The organism is Sphingobacterium sp. UBA6317 (assembly GCF_002440385.1).
GTDB lineage: Bacteria > Bacteroidota > Bacteroidia > Sphingobacteriales > Sphingobacteriaceae > Sphingobacterium > Sphingobacterium multivorum.
This window is the reverse complement of record NZ_DJTD01000046.1, coordinates 35,677-59,014: the sequence shown is the minus strand read 5'-3', so window position 1 is coordinate 59,014 and position 23,338 is coordinate 35,677. Positions and strand designations below refer to the sequence as shown.

General features: G+C 41.4%; 15 protein-coding genes. 7 read left to right on the top strand and 8 right to left on the bottom strand.

Annotation, left to right across the window (positions count from 1 at the left end):
• Positions 1-13: 13 nt before the first annotated feature.
• The 5 genes from B3E92_RS15270 to B3E92_RS15250 all read right to left on the bottom strand — a co-directional run bounded on the left by B3E92_RS15270 (position 14) and on the right by B3E92_RS15250 (position 10,893).
• A complete protein-coding gene (locus B3E92_RS15270; RefSeq protein ID WP_070561304.1) occupies positions 14-3,505 on the bottom strand; it encodes a SusC/RagA family TonB-linked outer membrane protein in 3,492 nt (1,163 codons plus the stop codon).
• Between the two features lie 51 nt (positions 3,506-3,556).
• Complete coding sequence (locus tag B3E92_RS15265; RefSeq protein WP_286897482.1) at positions 3,557-4,801, bottom strand: exo-beta-N-acetylmuramidase NamZ family protein; 1,245 nt, start codon at positions 4,799-4,801, stop codon at positions 3,557-3,559.
• A gap of 444 nt (positions 4,802-5,245) precedes the next feature.
• Positions 5,246-5,893: an N-acetylmuramoyl-L-alanine amidase gene (locus tag B3E92_RS15260; protein WP_286897481.1), complete on the bottom strand. Its 648-nt coding sequence runs from the start codon at positions 5,891-5,893 to the stop codon at positions 5,246-5,248.
• Between the two features lie 53 nt (positions 5,894-5,946).
• Positions 5,947-7,719: a SusD/RagB family nutrient-binding outer membrane lipoprotein gene (locus B3E92_RS15255; RefSeq protein WP_286897480.1), complete on the bottom strand. Its 1,773-nt coding sequence runs from the start codon at positions 7,717-7,719 to the stop codon at positions 5,947-5,949.
• A gap of 12 nt (positions 7,720-7,731) precedes the next feature.
• Positions 7,732-10,893 (bottom strand): SusC/RagA family TonB-linked outer membrane protein, encoded by a 3,162-nt coding sequence (locus B3E92_RS15250; protein WP_286710256.1) that lies wholly within the window; start codon positions 10,891-10,893, stop codon positions 7,732-7,734.
• A gap of 595 nt (positions 10,894-11,488) precedes the next feature.
• Between B3E92_RS15250 and B3E92_RS15245 the strand changes: the two genes are divergently transcribed.
• Positions 11,489-12,136: a DUF6266 family protein gene (locus B3E92_RS15245; protein ID WP_046672666.1), complete on the top strand. Its 648-nt coding sequence runs from the start codon at positions 11,489-11,491 to the stop codon at positions 12,134-12,136.
• Positions 12,137-12,151: 15 nt separating this feature from the next.
• Here B3E92_RS15245 and B3E92_RS15240 read toward each other — a convergent pair whose 3' ends face one another.
• The 3 genes from B3E92_RS15240 to nagA form a co-directional block, all read right to left on the bottom strand.
• The gene (locus B3E92_RS15240) at positions 12,152-12,706 is read right to left on the bottom strand and encodes an acyl-CoA thioesterase (protein ID WP_112375049.1); all 555 of its coding nucleotides are present in this window, start codon (positions 12,704-12,706) and stop codon (positions 12,152-12,154) included.
• Positions 12,707-12,890: 184 nt separating this feature from the next.
• Entirely contained in the window at positions 12,891-14,516 is a 1,626-nt protein-coding gene (locus B3E92_RS15235; RefSeq protein ID WP_070561315.1) for a glycoside hydrolase family 10 protein, read from the bottom strand.
• Between the two features lie 95 nt (positions 14,517-14,611).
• On the bottom strand, positions 14,612-15,718 hold the full coding sequence (nagA, locus tag B3E92_RS15230; protein ID WP_070561317.1) for an N-acetylglucosamine-6-phosphate deacetylase: 1,107 nt from the start codon (positions 15,716-15,718) through the stop codon (positions 14,612-14,614).
• A gap of 148 nt (positions 15,719-15,866) precedes the next feature.
• Between nagA and B3E92_RS24275 the strand changes: the two genes are divergently transcribed.
• The 6 genes from B3E92_RS24275 (at position 15,867) to B3E92_RS15205 (ending at position 23,291) form a co-directional block, all read left to right on the top strand.
• Entirely contained in the window at positions 15,867-15,998 is a 132-nt protein-coding gene (locus B3E92_RS24275) for a DUF6728 family protein (protein ID WP_313372293.1), read from the top strand.
• A 12-nt stretch (positions 15,999-16,010) separates the two neighbouring features.
• Positions 16,011-16,397, top strand: a complete 387-nt coding sequence (locus B3E92_RS15225; protein ID WP_286897479.1) for a RidA family protein — start codon at positions 16,011-16,013, stop codon at positions 16,395-16,397.
• A 3-nt stretch (positions 16,398-16,400) separates the two neighbouring features.
• On the top strand, positions 16,401-17,333 hold the full coding sequence (locus tag B3E92_RS15220; RefSeq protein WP_070561320.1) for an EamA family transporter: 933 nt from the start codon (positions 16,401-16,403) through the stop codon (positions 17,331-17,333).
• Between the two features lie 433 nt (positions 17,334-17,766).
• The gene (locus B3E92_RS15215; RefSeq protein ID WP_286897478.1) at positions 17,767-20,826 is read left to right on the top strand and encodes a SusC/RagA family TonB-linked outer membrane protein; all 3,060 of its coding nucleotides are present in this window, start codon (positions 17,767-17,769) and stop codon (positions 20,824-20,826) included.
• 96 nt (positions 20,827-20,922) lie between these two features.
• The gene (locus tag B3E92_RS15210; protein WP_286897477.1) at positions 20,923-22,593 is read left to right on the top strand and encodes a RagB/SusD family nutrient uptake outer membrane protein; all 1,671 of its coding nucleotides are present in this window, start codon (positions 20,923-20,925) and stop codon (positions 22,591-22,593) included.
• Positions 22,594-22,865: 272 nt separating this feature from the next.
• Positions 22,866-23,291 (top strand): hypothetical protein, encoded by a 426-nt coding sequence (locus B3E92_RS15205; RefSeq protein ID WP_070561326.1) that lies wholly within the window; start codon positions 22,866-22,868, stop codon positions 23,289-23,291.
• The last annotated feature ends 47 nt before the right edge of the window (positions 23,292-23,338 follow it).

Sequence of the window (23,338 nt, the reverse complement as noted above, 5' to 3'; positions counted from 1 at the left end):
CTGTCAAATTCGTTTAAAAGTTTAACTGAACACCAAATGAGGCACTCTTAAATGTTGGTGTTCCAACACCTGTACGTCCACCGTTGTAATTCGTTTCATTAAAAATCGAGAAGCCTCCCACCTCTTCCGGATCAATCGGTAAGCCACGAAGCTTATCCCAAGTGAAGAAATTCTCCAACGAAACATAAACACGTAAGTTATTTATCTTAGCTCGTTGCACGATATGCTGAGGAATTGTATACCCCACAGTTAGGTTCTTAATTCTCAAATACGACATATCCAACAGATAGCGGGACTGAACTTGCATATTATTGACATTCGCACTACCGCCGTTGTTGAATGCAGCCGGATAGAATGCTCCTTGATTATCTTTCGTCCAGTAATCGTTTACAAAGCTTGCAGGCATCGCTCCATCTGAAGTGTTAAATCCTGGAATCGCCAAGAATCCTGCTCCCCAAACTTTACGTTGTCCCACACCTTGGAAAAATGCTGAAACATCGAAGCCTTTCCAATCAGCACCAAATCTAAAGCCATACTGATAACGAGGCGTCGAATTACCAATGATCTTCATATCGCCAGGATTATCGATCGTACCGTCACCATTATCGATCTCGCCGTCACCATTCAAATCTTTGAATTTAACATCCCCAGGACCAAAATAGAAATTAGTTGAATTTTGGAATCGTGGCTGATAGACAGGCTTTTCACCATTCGGCCCCTCTTTCAAGAGATAGACGTTATCTGTACTTCCATAATATTTGGTCATATCTGCATTTGGTTTTACCAACTGCGGATTGTTATTTCCATCCAATACAAAATCATTGTATTGGTACAGACGGTCTGTCTCATACCCCCAAATATCACCATATACCCGACCATTATAATTCACACCGGTAGTGCGTAATGACGTATAGCCACTAAAAACAGATTTAGAGTCATCCAAATTAGCCCTAAAATTAATACCCAATCCATTCTCAAATCGGTGATTAAAATCGATGGCCAATTCGAAGCCTTTGGTCGTCAAGGTACCGAAGTTACCCCAAGGCGCCGCAGAACCCAAGGTCAGTGTTGTTCCTTCCAAAGGAGCAAACATATTTTTGGTCTTCTTCTGATACCAGTCAAACGTCAAACCTAATTTATTCTTGAAGAATCTGGCATCCGCACCGAAATCCAGGGTTTCCAGATCTTCCCACGTAACGTTTGGCCAATTCAGTTTTGGCGTACCCACAGAATTCAACAATGCGCCATTGACGATGTAATTAATCTGACCCGCATCCATGTTTGAAACATAAAGATCAGAAGGTACCGTTTGATTTCCGATAACACCCCATGAACCTCTAAACTTCAACTGATTTAATGTAGCCCTTGACCAGTCCATGAATTTTTCTTCTGAAACTACCCAGCCTGCTGAAAAGGATGGAAACCATCGCCATTTCAAATCTGTTGGAAACTTGGAGGAACCATCATAACGGATATTACCTTCAAATAGATACTTATTCTTATACGCATAGTTCACACGGCCAAAATACCCTAATTGTGATTCCCAATACTCACCACCGCTACCCGTAATTTGGCCCACAGCCAAATCAAACTGAGGATTTGTGATATCCAATAAATCAGCACGCTGTGTCCAATGGTAAGAACCATCGTTTGTTACTCTATTTAAACCAAGGATAAATTTAAAGTTATGATCATCATTCAAGTCGAGCTCATACGTTGTAAATGCATTGACAGTATGCTTATGTTCATTTTGTGAACGCATATAGATATGATCTTGCGCAGAACCATTCGCTGTATACATATCATTGGAAAGATCATAAGCTAAAGTTGCATCAGCATCTCCCTTATTGACAACAGCTCCTTCTTTATTGACATAAACTGGATTTCCTTGTGCATCAAACCGTTGTTTAGCTGCTACCCAAGAATTGGCTGCTGTATATCTCGTCCCGTTTTTACGCCAGCTATAATCCTCATTGGTAAATGTATAGTCTACATCTACTTTCCAATTCTTCATTATATTAACTGTAGCACCAGCGCTTAAATTAATATAATTGCGAAGCATGGAAGCTTGGTTTGCCGCCTCATTTTCACTCCATGGACTCCTTATTGGGTTGTTATTTTCGTCATAGCCCATTGGATAAAGGGAACTCCAGCGATACATGTACAACCATGGATCGGCCGTTGTTGAGTTTGTCGCATAAGGATAGATCTTGTTCCGTTGTGCAAACATCGCTCCACCCCTAATAGTCACATATTTATTCAGTTCGGTATTTAGTCTTAATGCAGCATTATACCGTTTAAACTTATCCGAATCGCCGGCCTTTAACATACCGCTTTGGTTTAACGAACCAAATGAAGCTGTATATTGTGTCTTCTTAATGGTACCATTTAAAGACAAGTTATGTGTTTGTGTGGGAGCCCACTCGCGCACCATATAATCATATGGATCATACGTTCTAACACCGTACTTTTTCGTCGGCGATCCCGGATCTACATACCAGTCTCTGCCATATACCGTTGGATCATCTTTCCCGATTGAAGATCCATATTTTTTATCCCACTCCACTGCGCGTTCATAACTTTCTCTATTTACTTTATAGAAAGCACCAGTTTCGGTTCCGCCAACTCTTTCTAATGCGTCAATGGTATATTTCAAGGCATTAACACGTCCCATTTCCAACTTTTTATATGGATTTTGGAATGAGAAGTTATTAGAATAATTTACGGTAACCTTTTCCGCACTTCCACCTGTTTTCGTCTTAATCAATACGACACCAAAAGCAGCTTTCGCACCATAGATGGACGAAGAGGCAGCATCTTTTAATACGGTGATCGACTCAACATCATCCGGATTTACATATTGGATACTCGGGATTTCCACATTATCCACCAAGATCAATGGACTACTATTCCCTTGAATGGAAGATATTGCACCACGAATACGCATGGTAGGATCAGATCCAACCTCACCACTCGGTACAGTAACACTAAATCCTGGCGTCGTCCCTTGAATTGCCCGGCCGACATCGGCGATCGGACGACTCTGTAGATTCTCCTTCACATTGATCGATGAAACCGCACCAGTTAGGTTACCTTTTTTCTGGGTACCGTAACCGACAACGACCACTTCGTCCAACGCTTGATTATCGTCCGCTAATGTTACATCAAGCGTAGCTGAAGTAATGGCAACCTCCTTCGTCACGTATCCTACAGACGAAAAACGCAACTTGCTCCCCACGGCAGCTGTAATTTTAAAATGCCCCTGAGCATCAGTCTTAGTTGACGCAGTACCGCCAATCACAGACACGCTTACCCCAGAGACTGGACCTTTTCCATCCTTTACAGTACCTTGCACCGTATTTTGAAACGCATTTTTTGCAGAAGAACTCAGAAAGGCGCTTGTTAAATTGTCGCGATTCAAAGCACCTTCTTTTTTTGCAAAAGAATAGGATTCAGAAGGAAAACTCAATCCAAGAGCAACAGAAAATAGTACAAATTTTCGCATTGATTATAGAGTTTTAAAATAAATGATTCTAGTTAATATTGTTAGTTATTGCTATTCGAAATCAGTATAAAGCAGATACTTTTTACGCATTTGCTTATAGGCTTTCAGGTCATCGGACCAAGAAGCACGAATCTGAGCTTCAGATTGTCCGGCAAGGATTTGCTTACGTAATTGATCTGTCCCCGCAAGCTTATCAAAAAATTCAGGCCGCGCGAAGAAAGTGGATTTATCAGGTGTCTTTTGATAAAAGTCCAACAGATATTTTAAGGTAAATTTTTGATGATCAGCATCCAGACCGCGCAAATCAACACCATAATTGACTGTTCCTTTGCCCTCCACATGTTTGGACATACCGTGACGTTCGCCCGGTGTAAAAGTAAAGGAGCCATAGACCGGATTTGTATAACCTAATACCTGGAACGGCCAATCCGTACCCCGACCTACCGAAATATCCGTACCTTCAAAAAGACATAATGAAAGGTACAACCGAACAGAAAGATAATTTGGCAGACTTGGCGATGGGATGACCGGCAGCTCATACCTACTGTTATGATTCCAATTTTTGACCTTTACAATCGTTACATCGGCCTGGCGGCCATTCTCAAGCCACCGCTCTCCATTGATCATCTGCGCCAGCTCGCCGATTGTTAAACCATGGATCATGGCTATTTTATGCCAGGAAACATCTGATTTAAACTTATCATCATGCCTTACAGGTCCATCCACCTGGTCGCCATTTGGATTTGGACGATCCAGTACAATTAATTTTTTATTATGCTTTGCACATAATTCCATTACACGGTGCAAAGAAGTGATGTATGTATAAAAGCGTGCCCCAACGTCCTGCAGGTCGAAGATCATCACATCAATTGAATTGACGATAGAATCTTGTTTCTTATTACCTCCATATAATGTAAACAGCGGCAAACCAGTCTTTTGATCAACATCATTCCCAAACTTCTCACCACGTTCAACGTTCCCGCGGAAACCATGTTCAGGCGCAAAGGCAAACTTCAAATCAACCTTATTATCGATCAAGACATCGACAAGATGTTTTTTATCAGCCCCTACAATGGAAGTTTGATTTCCCATTATTCCCACTTTCTTACCTTTTAGTTGTGGTAAATACAGCGTAAGTTGATCTGCACCCGGAATAACAACTTGGCTCGTTACCCGGCCGGTCATGCTGTTTACTGCGGTTTTGCTCGCTTGCGTAGACTTCAACGAATTCCCACAGGAAACCCAAGCAACAACAGAAATTAAAAAGGATAGCTTTAATAAGGCATTTTTCATCATAAATAGACTCTTAGATCATGCACAAATTGCAGTTTTATGCACGAATAATTGAAAATCAGAATAAAAGTAAGTAGAACTTTTCGTTTTTAAAACTTAAAGCAACATAAAAACGCAAAAGAAAGTAAGTATTCACTTACAAATTACTTCTGTAGCAGGAATTAAACCGCAATATATTAGTTGAGACTGAAAGCAAAAATACATTACAATAAATTGAAATACAGTCGATTACAATAAATCAGACGATTAAAAAGAAAAATAAGTAAGTGTGCAGAGCACACGCTCACGTAACAAATCAAATACAATTAACATTTTATTAACAATGCAGCAAAATACAGCAAACCAGCAAAATATATTGCAAAACGATCACCAATTGCACACTTATTACTTATTCCTGTAGGAAAACGCAATTTACCTGCAGAACGAAATTCTTCGATTATGCATGATTTAAGGTAGGGGATTCAATTTCAGATCGACAAGATGCTTTCTTAGCTCATGCATAAATTTATCTCCCGGATCATCTTTACCCGTGATGTAATTGGGATCAGTTTCTTTCCACCAGCTTGTTTTCTTAAAACGTTGGTACTCATGGTGACCTAAAACAAATTCGATGGGATATTTTTTACTGAGGTAACGGATAAGCTCTTCGTTCGCTTTCAATTGTGCATCAGTCAGTGGGTTCTGGCGACTACCTATATTTTCTATCCCTATTGCACAATAATTGAGACCTATGGTATGCCGTGCAAAAATAGAATCTGGTAAAAACTGATAAATCGTACCGTCACGATCGATGACAAATTGCGAAGATACATTCAAGGCACTGGCCTTGGTCAGTTCCGGACGCCCCGGAAGCCGCGTAGGATTGAATGTATTAAAGGTCGCTTTCACGCTGTTATTCGCGGTCCAATGCACTACCACCATTTTGGGATGGATAACCGGAGTCGACTGCGATAGACCGTGCCGATTTTTGAGGTACTCCAATGAAAGTTGAATACGGTCCTTATCCCAGGTAATCGGTTTTTGAATAATTTTGGGTGATTGTGCAAAAAGCACAAATGATATAAAAAGAAGAAGGAAATTAATACAATATTTCATAACAAAAACAAACTAGATAAAGAAAGCCGCAGTTGCGGCTTTCAAATTTAAAATTATTCTTTGGTATCCCACCAAACCGGGAATGACCAGATATCGTCATTTAACGCATTCGGATGAGATGCTTTTAAATTATCGGAATTGTAGTTGATCTCATGTGAAACCTGACGTACTCTTCTGAACTGCTTTCCTTGCGGTATTTTAGTTTGTGCTGCTGCGGTCACCGTGTACTCATAGGGAACTGACCAACCGGGATAGACTGAACTGCTAAAATCATAGCGACGCATATCATTCCAGTTTTGCTGTGAAAACGAAAGTGCGATAAATTTTTGCGTCATAATTTTAGCCAATGTAATATCTCCCGCCGTACCAATGCCATTGTTCAGAAAATTATCGATCTTAGCCTGGGTCATTGGCGATTTGCTCGGACTGGCGTCTGCATAAGAACCCAGCTTTATATTCATTAAGTCAATATGTGCTTTAATTCCCTCTTTATAGGCATTGAAGGCACCTGCTTTATCTCCCTTATTAAATAAGACCTCAGCTTTAATAAAGCACATTTCGGGGTATGCAACCAAATGGGTAGGCGCATCGGGACGCGAATAAAATGTACCTGAAGCAGCCACGGTACCATCTTTCCATCTATAGGTATCCGACACATCGCTGTCATATCCCTTGGAACTACTTTTAATGGATACATAAACGGTATCCCCCCAACGTGCTGTATTGGCACTGTTAATATACCAGGAGTGTGGGTTTACCGTACGGCCATTACTCTGAATAGCCACATCTTTATCATTATAAGAGGATGCTATCGGCCCGGAGTTCATGCGGATAGTAGACTGCATATCTACTCCCTTTGACCGTATCATCTTTTTGGGATAGCCGTATTCTGCCCAAGGTAATAATTTGTCTGCCCGCGGATCCTCTATGCCTTTATTGTCAAAATTGGTTAATAAATTCTCATACCATTTCGTAACCAAAGTATTGGTATTCATACCCGCATTATTAAAAACGATAGAGGTTTTTACAGGATCTGCAAATAGGATATCCCCGATATTATCAGTCGCATCATCCATATGGGCTATCACTGTGCTTTCTCCCACCGAAGTGGCAGCCTTATTTAACGCCGCCAATACATCATCCGGTTTGTACAAAGCGCTCTTTTTCGATAGGTTATTCAACCATCGCGCTTTTAAGCCATAACACATCTTCAGCCACTTACTTACATCGCCACCATTCCAGCTGTCGCCGGCCGACAAGGGAGCAGCAGTGCCAGGCTGTGTCATATTAAAGTATTCAATTGCCTTATCAATATCAGCAAGACAACCTTCGAAAATCACTTTTCCACCATCAAATTTTGGCGTTATGATGGTACCCAAGGCCTCCGTGTAAGGCATCTCACCATACCAATCCATCATTAGCATAAAACCCATGGCACGGATAGCATGCAATGCACCAAGATAATGGTAAGCCTTATCGGCCGTAGCCTTATCTTCCATATCCTTAAAATTTGCCCCTGCACCGACAAAGAAAAACTGATAAGGTGTGGTCGACATACCTGCCGCAGGGTTCCAGCCAGCAATCATACTGTTTGATGCAGTACCGTTGACAAATGTCAGTTGCTGTGTCACAAACCCCGCCCGTGTCCCCGCTGTCCCTTGTGCATACATATAATAATGCTGTATCCAAGCCAAACGACTCTGGACCGAAGCCACGGTGCTGGATGGCGTATTCGGGTCTATATTGATATCCAACCAATTCTTACTACAGGACGAAAATAAAGTTAGAACCAACAGAAATGAGACTATTCTCTTATATTTATTCATGACTTTTCTATCTTAAAATCTAAAATTTAAACCAAACATAACACCGGCTGTACTTGGCACACCGTTGTAATCAATACCTACCGAACTAGATCCCGTTACACCAGATCCGGCAGCGGAGGCCTCCGGATCAAGCCCTTTGTAGTTGGTCAACAACCAAAGATTAGTACCAGTCAAAGTAGCTGTAAGACCTTTTACCACTTTGGAAACACCGGCATTCTTCAGGACACCGTCCGAAAAGTTGTAGGACATCGAGATATTCCGCAAGCGCAACCAGTTTGTTTTCACCATAAAGTTCGCACTTTCACGGGCGTAGAAATCACTCCAATAATCTTGGATAATCTTCCGTCCGCTTGTTGACACACCTTTAATCGTGTACATCTGGTCGGCCAAGAAAGTGAATGTTTTGTTTTCGTACACCGGAGCGTCGTTTGTTCCGCCGTTACGGATGGCTCCGTCCAAAATCAGCTGATCACGATCTTCGGTTCGCTTGCTCATTCCATTAATCGTCATCGCATAATCTGTACCGTTATAGATATCGCCACCTATACGGAAATCAAACAGGAAGGACAGATTAAAATTTTTATAAGTCAAGCTGTTATTGAATCCACCTGTCAGCTTAGGCTCACGGTTTCCGATATTATATGTCGTCTGGTTGTCACTTGTTGGCATACCCGTATTAGCGTCCAAAACAACTTTTCCATCAGGTGTACGGGTCCATTGCGAACCTGAGATCCCCATAAAGTTTCCTCCGTTAAAGGATGCAGCTTTCGCATTCCCTACCTGCACGTCTGTGACATACAAAATATTGACCCCTGCGAGCAAGTTATCTACTGTCCCTTTGTTTCTGGACATGTTTAACGTAGATTCCCAAACAAAGTCGTTTTTCACAATCGGCTTACCAGTTAAGGACAACTCCATCCCTTTATTGTAGATATCGCCACCGTTGACTGAGATGAAAATATATCCTGTCGATTGTCCTAAACGTGGAGACAGAATCTGGTTATAGGAATTATTGGTATAGTAGGCATAATCCACGCCCAATCGCCCCTTAAAAAAGCGCAATTCAGCACCGACTTCAAACGAACCTGTTGTTTCAGGTTTCAAAAACGGATTACCTTTCTGCCAGTTATTTCCCGCGCCTACAATTCCACCTAAATATTCAACAGGCTTCCAAAGGTAGGTATTGGTTACATACGGATTTGCGTCCTTACCCACGCGCGCCCAGGAAGCTCTCAGCTTTCCAAAATCCAACCAGTCTGGGCGACTGTCTTTCATGAGTTCGGTAAACACAAAGCTACCACCAACAGAAGGATAAAAATAAGACCTATTGTCTACTGGTAACGTTGAGGTCCAGTCATTTCTTCCCGTAACATTCAAAAACAACATATTTTTATACGAAGCTCTTAACTCACCGTACAAACCAAAAAGACGTTTTTTTGTATTGTTTACTGCGAACTGTTTATTCGCTGCAGCTATATTTTCGAAGCTGTAAAAATTATCTACCTCAAAATGATAGCCCATACGGCGGTTTGTTGTCGTCTTGGTTTGTTCCGAGAAAAATCCCACCAAAGCGCCTAAATCAAAATCACCTACCTTTTTATTGAAATTGGACATGATGTTGGAAGACCAATAGTTGTATTTGAAATCACTTTCCGACATCATACCTTTTTGCCAAGGTTTCTTAATTGCACCACCTTCACCGATAATAGTTGAGTTTTTAGTCAGATAACTATCCATCCCGACACGATAGGTCAGGCTCCACCAATCGAAGATGGGCATACTTGCATTGATACTACCTGTAATACGCTCAGTGTTATCGCCCAAAATATTTTTATTGATTGTCCAGTATGGATTTTCCACATCAGATTCTAGCGGCTGGCGGCCTTCAAACATCCGATACTTCGACCCGTCATCGTTGAGGTATTTCTTCATATTATCACTTCTTGACCAGCTGTACAGGGACTCCATCGCTCCTGTACCACCTGATCCCCATAGCCCCGCAGAAGTTAGTGTTTTATCTGTATTTGCCAGCGAATACCCCACATTAGCGCCCACCGTCAGTTTACCAAATTTTTGATCCCCATTAAAGCGGAACGTGGTTTTATCAAAGCTTGTATTAGGTACGATACCCTTTTGATCAAAGCGGGAACCAGACAAATAGAATGATCCATTTTTATTTCCGCCGGATAAATTAACGGTATTGTCAAATACCGTCGAATGCTGGAAGAAATCTTTCACGTTGTTATAAACAACATCATTACTTCCAAATTTTTCGCCCCAGGATTGCGTGGTATAATCATCCAGTACACCCGCACTGTTATAATAGCCACGTTTGTATTTTCCTTGCTGCTCTGGCAAGCGATTCACCCAATTATTTGAAAATCTACTTGAAAAACCAATCTCCGTACGCCCTTCTTGTCCCTTTTTCGTCGTAATGATAATAGCTCCCGCAGCAGCTCTTGACCCGTATAAGGCTGCCGCAGCCGGACCTTTCAACACCGACACATTGTCGATATCTTCGGGATTAATATCCATCACCCGGTTACTGTTAGAGGTTGCTGTTGCTTGAGCGCCATCGAAGGCGCTATTTCCTCCAATAACCGTAGAGTTATCGTAGATCACACCGTCTACAACAAACAAGGGCTGGTTGTCGCGCTCAAGAGAAGTTCCGCCGCGAAGAATAATCTGCGCTCCGGCACCGGCAGAACCCGAAGCCTGTGTTACATTAACCCCTGCAATCTTCCCTGCCAATGAATTGACCACGTTTGCCGTCTTATTCTTCATCAACTCATCCGATTTTATGTCCTGAACAGCATAGCCAAGCGCCTTTTTTTCCTTCTTAATTCCCATGGCCGTCACAACCACCTCTTCAAGGGCCTCCTCACTGCCAGAAAGCGTAACATTGATCGTTGCATTTGTCCCAACCAGTTGTTGTCTTTCCTGAGAACCCACGGCTCTGAAAATCAAAATATCGCCTGGCTCCGCATTGATGGTGAAACTTCCATCAGGCTTAGTTTGTGTACTGACAGATTTACCTTTGATGCTTACGGTTACATTAGGCATTGTACCACCATCAGAAGCATTCGTCACTTTACCCGTTACAGTTTTGGTCTGTGCCCATAAACTGGTTGACAGCATCACCCCTGAACAGAATAAGAGAATTTTTTTATTCATGGTTTTTAGTTAGTTGTTAATAATTTTCCATAACGGGCGGTTCCAACCCTAAGTTTATATCAATTACTACACAATAGTATGAAAAGCTTCCTATTTTTGCAAGCTTATGCGTAATTATTTGAAAAAGAAATAACAATAAACACATTAACGCACAATCTGACAGCAAAAAAACCATTAATCCCTATAAAAACAGATACAAAAACGCACAGCACAGCAAAATAAGAACCAAAACATCTTATAAAAGCATTTAGCAAGACCTTTTCACCGAATTTGATAGCAGAAAACAAACATTAGCACAACAAAACCACCAATAGCATGCAGCATCCAACACATAACAGCGTGCTTATGCAAAGGAATGTTCGATTTACACCGCCATTTTAGACTAATTATTAGCTATTGTATTCGGAGATTACTCGGTGCTTCTTCGGTACTTGTTCGGTGCTCCTTCGGTGCTTCTTCGGTTGGAACCGAATAAAGTCCGACTAAATTCCGATCAAGATTCGTTGTAAATCCGAAAAAAGGTTGAATCTACTATTGATCAATACCTATTTATTTTGTAACTTAAAGAAAAATCAATCGCAATTAACTTAATATTATGGCAGTCATTAAAAACGGTGCCAATGGCACGCTTTCGGGCAAAGCAGGATCAGTAGTATTTGTTACCAATGGAAATACAACCTATGCAAGGGGCTTACCTAAGAAAAGCAGAAAAAAACCTTCTGCAGATCAAATTCAATCAAGGTCGCGTTTCTCCCTCATCCAAAAATTTATTTCCCCAATGCTAGATTTAATACGGGTCGGATTTAAAAATTATAACCCCGAGAAGAAAGCATATGGCAATGCGATGTCTTACAACCTCAATAATGCCGTAGAAAAAACGGCAACTGGCTATGTCATCAATTTTGAAAACTTTCGCGTGAGTAAAGGAATCCCCAATCCCATTTCCACCCATACATTTCAGGTAGATGAAGAGACAGGAACATTTACACTCACCTGGGAATATGATGCAGATACTGCATCACAACATAACATCAGCTCGAGTAATTGCCGTTTGCTGCTATACAATCCCGATGAGTGCGCTTTCACAAATGAAAGCATGAATCCTCTTACGCATAAAACACAGACAGCTATCCTATCCCGACAGCAAACCGTCGGCAACTATCATGTCTATGTATTTTTCTACAAAACAGACGGAAGCGATGAATGCACAGACAGTAAATATCTAGGGACATTTGAATGGTAAGAAAGGAAAGAAGGCCTAGGAGCTCAGACTGATCTTCACATCAAAATGCTGCTTGATATAGGCCTGCTGTTCAGCAGAATCTGTCTCCAGATCATGAATAGCACGATCTCTTTCTTTGTCAACTTCCATCTTCACCACACAGCGGTAGAAACGAAACACATCTTTTTCGGTCTCCAATATTAACCTTGGCACACGGGTAGGCCTGCCAGTTTCATCTTTGGCCACCATCGTAAAATAGGAGGAATTGCAATGCTTGGTTTCGCCCGTCTGAATATTCATGGCCTCTACCCGAATACCGACTTCCATGGAAGAGTTGCCTACATAATTCACAGAAGCAATTAATGTAACTAACTCCCCCACCTCAACAGGTTTCAAAAAATCCACCTTACCTACTGAAGCAGTCACACAATAATGTGCAGAGAATTTGGATGCTACAGCAAATGCAATCTGATCCATCAAAGATAAAATATAACCTCCGTGTATTTTGCCTCCAAAATTTGCATTGGATGGCAACATCAGCTGTGACATCCGAATCACCGATTCGCTTACCGTTTTATAGATTTCTTCCATACCTATAAATTTACCTTGGATAGATTACAATTCAAAACAAATCCTTCATGAAATAGCAAACAACAATAGTTATAAAGGCTGCTTAAAAATTCTTTCCAACCAATAAAGACAAATACATTCTTAAAAAAAGGGATATCCAACATACAGATATCCCTTTCTCTTGCGGTGCCTAGGCAATCGCCAACTATTTTATCTTTTCAGAAGCATAAGGCCCCTCGTTACTCAAACGGTCAACAGCTTTAACGGCAACATACTCCAATTTTTTGTTGTTCAATGTCGTTGGAATATCCTTACTTGTGACTCCAGGCTCCAAAATCTCATATTGCCATACACCACCGTAATTGAGATACAATACCCATTTTGCGACCTGATCAATTTGCTGATGTTGCCATTTCACAAAGACATGACCGCCTTGTGGAGTGACCAGCAAAGTCGGTTTCAATAAGGGATTAGCACTCAACCATGGGCTAGTAGGCACCAATGCTTTAACCTGATAAGGGCCATTAACCAAAGCTTGTGTCATAGCCGGATTTTTAGTCAACCCAGCCAGGCTCCAGTGGATAACACCTTCCCGGTTATCCGGCAATAGTGTCCTTGCTGCCTCAACTTGATTGACAATTTCCTGAACATACTCCGGACCACGTCTGCCTACCGTATTGATGCCCGGCCAAAGGTGGCGTCCCAAGGTGTTTTCACTTTCCCACCATTTTAACAGCGCCGTATAACTCTGTTTAGCTGGCTGTATAGGCCAATATAGCTGTGGGGCAAAATAATCAATCCAGCCTTTATTCAACCATAATTTAGCATCCGCATAAAGCATATCATACTGGCTGGAGCCTTGGATACCTGACGGATAACCCGGTTTCCAGATACCAAATGGACTAATACCGAATTTTACAAAATTCTTCTCTTTCTTAATATCCTTATAAATACGTTCGATAAAGGTATTTACGCTATTTCTACGGAAGTCTCCGCGTGATAGATCCCCTCCATTGCGTTTGTATTCATTGTAACTATCTGAGTCTGGAAAATCCTGTCCGCCATTATATTCAGCATAAGGGTAGAAATAATCATCAAAATGTACGCCATCGATATCGTAACGTTTGACAATATCCATAACCACACGTGCGGCATGATCCTGTGTCGATTGTTTGGATGGATCAAACCAATAATACCCTTGTTTCAATTTGACAACCGATTCGGGCATTTTGCGCGCCATGGAAGCTGATGTAACAGCACCGCCAGCGGTATGATGCGCACGATAAGGGTTCAACCAAACATGCAGCTCGATTCCTCTTTTATGCGCCTGTTCGACCCAAAAATCGAGTGGATCGTAGTAAGGAGAAGGAGCTTGCCCTTCTGTACCGGTCAAAAAGTACGACCAAGGCTCAAGATCACTTTTATAAAATGCATCCGCCGAGGGACGCACCTGGAAAATCACCGCATTAAAATTATTGTTTTTCAAAAAATCCAAAATACCAATTGCTTCCTGTTGCTGTTCAGCTGTACTCAGATTGTTCTTGCTAGGCCAATTGATATTGGCAACAGAAGCAACCCAGGCCGCCCGAAATTCACGTGGTAACTTGGGAAGATCGACGACAATTTCCTTCTTTTTTTCAGCAACAGGCTGCGCTTTCGTTTCAACTGTATTCTTTACCCGTTCTCGCTTGGGTATCGAGGGCGGATCTTTTTTTACAATTTCGACATTTGTAGTTGTGGTATTGACAGGCTCCTGCTTTTTATTTTTCTTGGATGAACAAGAAGACAAAACAAAAAGAGCCGTCGCTAAAAATAATAGGGAACGTTTCATCAATCTATAGAATAGTGTTTTTTCAAAATAACTAACGAAGATACATATAATATTAGTCAATCTGGGTCAAACGACCGATCTTGTCGGAAATAGGATCAGAACTTTAACTCACCTTTGAAGATTACCTGCTCCAACTTAAAGTCGTCGTTAAAGACTATGACATTCGCCATGCTTCCCTTATTAAGGTTTCCAATATCCACTCTCTTTAAAAGGTTTGCCGGATACAGCGTAGCCATTCGGATCGCTTCATCGAGTGGTATGCCAACCTTTTGAACAGCATTTTTTACCCCCTCAAGCAACGAGATTGCGGCCCCTGAAATGGTACCGTCAGGCAGCGCATAATAACCGTCGTTCAAAACATGATGATAAATATCTTTATCACAAGCGGCCACAGCATCTGTAATCATAAACAGGCGGTCTCCCATCTGACGTTTTGCAATTTTCACGGCTTCAAAGCTTACATGATGCCCATCGACAATAATACTCGCCTGCGCTGTCGGATGATTAAAAATTGCGCCAACAAGTCCTACCTCGCGATGGTGTAAAGGCGACATTGCATTAAACAGGTGCGTACTCGTGGGGATTCCCAGATCGTAACCACGGGTACCCTCTTCGAAAGTTGCATCACTATGCCCAGCACTGAGCAGCAAATTGTAGCCCTGTAAGTGCTGTAGCACATCGTCCGCTATACATTCGGGTGCTATCGTCATCATCTTGACAACCTGATTCCCTGCCAAAAGATCGTCAATTTTTTCCTTCGTGGGCCTAACAATTAAATCCGCCGGATGAGCCCCTCTTTTTTTCGGATTCAGGAAAGGACCTTCCAGGTGCAGACCTAAAAATGCATCGTGCTGGAAACCTTCTGCTACCCGAATGGCATCCTTAAATACAGAGATAGTATTGGTCGCTAAAGTCATCATAAAGGAGGTTGTCCCTTTACGGACCAAACCTTCGGTGATACGCTCCAGAGAGGCTACACTTCGCTCTGCCGAATAAAGGTCCGAGCCGTCACCATACAATTGAAGATCGATCAGCCCAGCGCAGATATTGGCTCCATTCACTGGATAACTCTCATAATCTGAAGGTATTTCATGATCATGGACGATCCCATCAATCTTACCTTCGCTGGTCAGTAATGCCTTTTGCTCAAAAATCGCGTCACCTGAATATATTTTACCCCCAATTAATGCTACCTTATTCATAAAATTTCAATTTCGTTCACCAATTTACTAATATTCAAAAAATCTCAGCCATTTGTACAAGATTTTGTTTCACAGCTCAACAGAAAACCTTTCAAAGTTTTTAATCTTTTCATTTTAACTTTCTAATTTACTGTTGTAACTTAGTTCCATGTACTTTTTTAGAAAGCGTAACGCAGATCGCCCGACAAATGGAAGCATAAAAGCGATGCATATCATTAATGCAACGGCCATTATTGTCTTTTTATTGGGCCTGATCTACAAAATATGTTTTACCTCCTAAACACTGTAATCCATGTCAAAAAAAGAAATCTTAAATACCGACAACGCTCCTGCAGCAATTGGCCCCTATAACCAGGCAATCAAAGCCGGTAATACATTATACGTCTCTGGACAAATTCCTCTGATCCCAGAATCAATGGAGTTAATTTCATCAGGTGTAAAAGACGAAACACATCAGGTACTGAAAAATATAGAAGCTATTCTGACAAATGCTGGCTATACTTTTGAGGATGTTGTCAAGGCCTCCATTTTTCTGAGCGATATGGGTAATTTTGTCTTAGTCAATAAAGTCTATGCAGAATATTTTAAAGAAGCGCAACCAGCACGTGAGTGTGTTGCGGTAAAAACCCTTCCCAAGAATGTAAATGTCGAGATTTCGGTCATTGCCTGGAAAGATTAGTCCGTGGAAAACAGCAACGAAACAGCAAGCCGCGGAAAATATCTTTTCGCGGCTTTTTTGGCCCCTTTCATCTGGGGATTTATGTCTATCCCCGTACGGTGGATAAGGGATTATCCTGCCGAAGATATTCTGTATTTTAGAATAATCACTGCGCTCCTGGTACTCTGGATTTATCTTTTGCTTTTCCGCAGAAAAACCATGACTGCTGATATCCATAAGTTCCGGCTCCTACCTCGGACGGGCAAGCTTCGTCAGATCTGCCTAACCCTGCTGGCCTCGGGATTAATCTTTGGAAATTGGTTTACCTATATCTATGCCGTCAACCATATCAGCATCCAGTCTGCCGCATTGGCTTACCTGACCTGCCCACTCATCACCGCAGCTGGAGCCTATATCATACTCAGGGAACAATTGACCCTTTGGCAAAAAATAGCGCTTTTTATTGCTTTCGGCAGCGTCTGCCTGCTGGCTAATGGCTCGTTAAACGATGTCCTCTGGGCGGCTACCATTGCCACCTGTTACGCTTTCTATCTAATTGTGCAATGGGTTTCCACCGGGTTTGACAAACTCCACCAATTGGTCGTCCAGCTCAGTATATGTGCCTTGTTTGTAATCCCTAAACTGATCTATAATCATCATGCAATCCCTGCTGAACCTCTGTTTTGGGGCACAATATTTCTTATCGCGTCTTTATTCACGATCATCCCCCTTTTCCTGAGCATGTATGCACTCATTGGTATTTCATCGACAACAACCGGTGTTCTCCTCTATATTAACCCACTGATCGCATTTACTTTAGCAGTAACTTATTTTCAAGAACCTGTTTCACCAATTAAGTATGTTGCATATGGAATTATACTCCTCGCAATTATCTTATTTAATATCAAAAACATCAAAGAGGCTTTTTCCATATCAAGGGTACATGCTAAACGATAGATCAACGCATATCCGGCAATAGCTTTTTAGTCAAGTACATGGTCTGAAATCACATAGGGCACATCTTTCTTATCGTGAAATACAAAATCACTATCGCTGTTCAAAAAAATGACAAACCGCACATTTCAGTGACTACAAGCAAATTACACCAAAAAACCTTCCGACATGTATCATTTTTGTTTCATAAAATTTTTGATTTTTGCTCAACTATAGTAAATTAGATTTTTATTAAGGGAAATCACACCGCTCTTTCTTCCTATAACTAGGTATTGAATAGCTTATACTATTATAAATAATCACTTATTTCGCCCCCCGATTATTCAATATCCCCCTCTTCTAACCAAAAATGCTAAATGGAATTAGCCCATTTCATTAGAAATTTCACCGTTATGAAAATATGTATATAAAAAACTGAATATAACACATATACTATATGAATAACAAATTATACTCTACATTAAGGGTGTTAGGTATTGTTCCAACAATGCTTTTTTCAGCATCTTTATTGCACGCGCAAACCAACCAGATTAAGGGAACGGTTGTAGACGCTAAAACTAAAGCTCCTATTCCAGGTGCCACAATCAAAGTATTGGGCACTTCCAACGCAAGTTCAACGGATGTTAAAGGTGCATTCCAGATCAATGTCGACGACAAAAACCGTGTATTAAATATCAGTACTGTCGGTTATGAAAATAAGACAGTCACATTAGGACCTGGAGAAACGACAGTAACTGTAAGTCTCGATGAACAGACACAGCAACTGGAAAGTGTGGTCGTCACCGCTTTGGGTATTAGCCGTGCACAGAAATCATTAACATACTCTACACAACAGGTGAGTGGTGACGAACTAAACAAAGTTAAAAGCACCAACTTGGCCAATAATTTAAATGGTAAAGTCGCGGGTGTTAACATCGCTTCTAGCTCTTCTGGACCAGGTGGTTCAGCAAAAGTTATTTTGCGTGGTAACAAATCGGCCTCCGGCAACAACCAGGTACTTTACGTTGTTGATGGGGTTCCAATCAACAACCAGACATTGGCCAGCCAGCCAGACAACGTCTTCGGTGGACAGCGTGATGGTGGCGACCCTATTTCATTGATCAATCCAGAAGATATCGAAAACATCTCCGTATTAAAAGGAGCATCTGCAGCGGCATTATATGGTAGCCAAGCTGCCAACGGCGTTATCTTGGTCACAACAAAATCAGGCAAGCAAGGCCGCACAACGATCAATTTCTCATCAAGTGCACAGATCGAACAAGCTGTATCGACACCGAAATTCCAAAGCCAATATGGTCAAGGTTCGGGTGGCAAAAACAGTAACACCAGTGTATTTAGCTGGGGCGACAAAACTAATGGTGCCGACTATGATAACTTAGGTGAATTTTTCCGTACGGGTAGCAACTTCACCAATTCATTGACCTTGTCAGGTGGTAACGAGAAAAACCAAACGTATTTTTCTTATGCCAATACCCTTGCAAAAGGTATTCTTCCAGAAAATGACCTGATGCGTCACAACTTCAATCTTAAAGAGAGCGCTTCATTCTTTGATAATAAGCTGACCGTTGAAGGAAGTGCCAATTACATTACGCAAAAATTAGATAATGCACCTACTTCAGGTTTCTATTATAATCCATTGGTTGGAACCTACCTATTACCTCGCAGCTTAAATATTGCGGATTATAAAAATTTCGAAACGTTCAACACAGGCCGTAATCTTTATGATCAAAACTGGTTTACACTTTCGGACGACGAAACCACCCAACAAAATCCTTGGTGGATTATGAACCGTAATTCAACACGTTCAACACGTAATCGTTTGCTCTTGAATGGTAGTGCGAAATACAAAATTGCACCTTGGATCAGCGTGCAGGCCCGCGGTAGTGTAGACCGTACCAGCGAAGTATGGGACCGGAAAGCTTATGCCGGCACACAGCACATTTTAGCGCGTGAAAATGGAGCTTATAGCTATACCAATACCACGATCACCCAACAATACGGTGATTTAACGGCCAACATGAACTTTAATATTGGCGATAAATTACAAATTACAGGATTGGTTGGAACGAGTATCACCGACTGGAAAACAGAAGGTACAGATTTTACCAGCGGCAAAGATGGACTCAAAGTTCCCAATCAGTTCTTTATCCAAAATACGACAACTCCGGTCACTTCGACATTGTCTGCAAACCGAAGACAATTGCAATCGGTATTTGCATCGGCTAACTTAGCCTATGACAACTGGATTTATTTGGATCTGACTTCACGTTGGGATTGGTCGAGCACATTGGCCTATACACCACAAAACCCATACGCTTATCCATCGGTCGGTTTGGGCATCGTCTTGAACGACAAGCTTAATCTACCTGAATTTGTGAATATGGCCAAAATTCGGGGTTCATACGCAAAAGTCGGAAATGATCTTCCTCCTTACACTACCTTGCTTACCAACCGGGTAGACCCATATGCGGTACTAACCGTGAATGATATTGCCTTTTTGAAGGAATTAAAACCAGAAAAAACGGCTTCCTTGGAGATCGGTACGGAATGGCGCATGTGGAATAACCGTTTGAATGTGGATGTTACTTATTACAAAACAAACACTACCAATCAGTTTTTCAAAATTGCAGCTGGAAATGCATCCCTCAACAACATGTATGCAGTTAATGCCGGCGACATTCAAAATCAAGGGGTAGAAGCATTGGTATCATTGGATGCGATCAGAAATGACAATTTTAAATGGACAACCAGCCTCAACTTTACGTATAATAAAAACAAAATTGTAAAACTTGCTGACGGTATTTCTGAATTTACCCTAACAGGTGAGGGACGTAATAATTTTGCATCTAAATTGCAAGTAGGTGGTTCTTTCGGAGACATCTATGGTCAAGATTTTATACGTGACGACCAAGGAAGGATTCTTATTTCCGAGGACGGTATTCCGCAGAAAAGCAACACCTATACCAAACTTGGGAATTCAAACCCAATTTGGCAAATGGGCTGGAACAACAGTTTCAATTATAAAAATTTCAACTTAAGCTTCCTGATCGATGGTAAATTTGACTACGAAGTGATGTCCGTGACGCAAGCGTTGCTTGACGGTTACGGTGTCTCGAAAGCGAGTGGCGACGCCCGTGCCAATGGCGGTGTTAGCATCAATGGGGTTACACCAAGCGGTAAAGCCGTAACAACAGTGGACGCCGAAAAATGGTACACTTCCACGGCTGGTATGGGTCCGGTTAGCAGCCAATATATTTACGACGGAACGGTTGTGCGGTTGCGTGAATTGACTTTCGGTTATGACTTCAATATTAAAGACAGTTTCTTCAAAAAACTTCGCGTAAATGCTGTAGGAAGAAACCTATTCTATATTTCGAAAAAGGCTCCATTCGATCCTGAAGTAACGATGTCTACAGGTAATTCCTTAAGTGGGGTGGATATCTTTATGATGCCGGCAACACGTAATTATGGTCTTACACTAAATGCGACTTTCTAAACGACCAACAATGAAATATCCCTCGTTAAAAAACACATATATCGGTAAAAATGACGAGGATATTTTATATAGTCTTAAAATACAAACGATTAAAAGATGAAATTTAAAATAAAAAACATATCCAAGTTCTCACTCGCTTTTTTAATGCTTGGCGGCACCTTAAGTAGTTGTACCAAGAATTTTGAGGACTATAACAAAAATAACATTGGCGTTACGGATGAGGATTTAAAAGGTGATGGCCAAGATCTTGTCATTTTCTTGCGAAATGCACAGATGTCTATTTACAATTTCTCGGGCGCGGGCGATCCCAATTCCTATCAGGTACAACAGAATCTAAATGCGGATGTATTTTCAGGTTTCTTCATGTCTCCTACTCCGTTTAATAGCGGGCAGAACAACCTGAATTACGCCATGGTAAATGGATGGAATGGAGAACCATTTAAAGTACTCTATTTGAATGTTATTAAATCTATTGAAAAGCTAAAAAGCAATGGACTTGCAGAGACTTACCCTGCATTATGGGGTTCGGCTTTGGTGATCAAAGTAGAAGCTGCCAGCCGAGTGACAGATATCTATGGTCCTATCCCCTATAGTAAAGTAGGCACCTCCAATACTGTTCCATACGACAAACAATCCGATGTATATGCTGCTTTCTTCAAAGAGCTCGATGAGGCTGTAACAGCATTAAAATCATACAAAGCGGATAGCCCAATGGCTGCTAAAATAGACCAGATCGATTTGGTATTTCCGAATACCGATAATCAGGTCAGATTTAAAAATTGGCTAAAAATCGCCAATTCGTTACGTCTTCGTTTAGCGATGCGTTTGGTTAAAATCGATGCAACTTTAGCAAAAACACAAGCTGAAAAAGCATTGGATCCAGCAAATGGCGGTGTATTGGAAAGTAATAGCGAAAACTTCAAGATCACTGTACCAGCAGACGGAACCTACAGCAACCCACTCTGGTTTATTTCCAAAAACTGGGCTGACACGCGTATCAATGCGACACTTTCGTCTTATATGACCGGATTGAACGACCCTCGTATCTCTAAGTATATGTCTCCCGTCATTAAAGACGCAACAACAACAGCTTTCGCGGGAAAATATATCGGAATCCGTGCAGGAGCAGACGGCATCGAAAAGGATAAATACCAAAAGCTATCGGCATTGAATACTGAAGGTACAACGCCAACTTTCGTAGCGACTACAGCACCGATATTAATGACTGCTGCTGAGGTTTACTTCCTCCGTGCCGAAGCAGCATTGAGAGGTTGGAACAATGCTGGGGGAACAGCGCAATCACTTTATGAAAAAGGAGTGGAAACGTCCTTTACACAATGGGGTGTATCAGCTGGGTTAAGCACTTATCTCAATGATAATACAAGTAAGGCAGCGGCTTACGAGGATCCTTTCAACGCGAAGAATAACGCAGCTTCACCTAGCGCACTGACCATCAAATGGAATGAGGGCGCTACCAACGAAGAAAAATTGGAACGTATCATTACGCAAAAATGGTTGGCGATCTTCCCTGAAGGACAAGAGGCCTGGAGTGAATTCCGCCGTACAGGATATCCGCGTCTATTCCCTGTTGTGGTCAACAATAGCGGTGGACTGATCGACACTAAAATACAGATCCGTCGTTTACCGTTCCCACAAAATGAATACAATACAAATGCAGCTGAAGTACAATCTGCAATCTCCTTGTTGGGCGGACCTGACAACGGCGGTACCAGACTTTGGTGGGATGTAAATAAGGGTAATTTCTAATCAAGAGATTAGCCGAGATAAATCTCAAAAAGGGGTAATCCATAACTGGATTGCCCCTTTTTTATGATGTCTTGAAAGTTAATCAAAATTTCCAGATTGTTGTAACTATATTACAAAGTCAACTAAATAATGTTGTTTTAAACCTACAATACAACAGAAATCAACCACAAAAGATTTCAAAATCAAATTTCTCTTAACAAAAACTTAATAGAAAGTTCCTGTAGCAGAGATAAAGAATTACCCGTTCAATTAAAAAAACCAAGAAGAATATTATGAAAAATCTCTCAATCCTGGGTTTTATCACCCTCCTGGCATGTTGCATGCTATTTGTTGTTTGTAAATCAGAATCACATTTAGAAAATCCCTACAAGGACAAAACAGAAAAGGAACTCGAATCCCTATCCGATGAAAAATACAGTAAAATCATTGCCTTTGCGAGCCCTAAAGCATGTTCTGATGCCACAGAATGGGAAATGATAGAAATACGGACAGTATGTGGAACAAGTTACCTCCCCTATCATAAATCGGTAGACAAAACAACCTTGCAAAACATGATCAATGACAACAACCGACTAATGGAAATATACCAACCAATGATGGCGCCCAAAATAAATTGTATATCTTATCGCAAACCATTGGGCGTGATCTGTAAAGAAGGAAAAGCGGACATTAAATATGAAGAATCCGCTTCAAAATAGTTACTCGAGCCTAAGAAACAGCTCCATAAACGCATAAATTTTTCGTA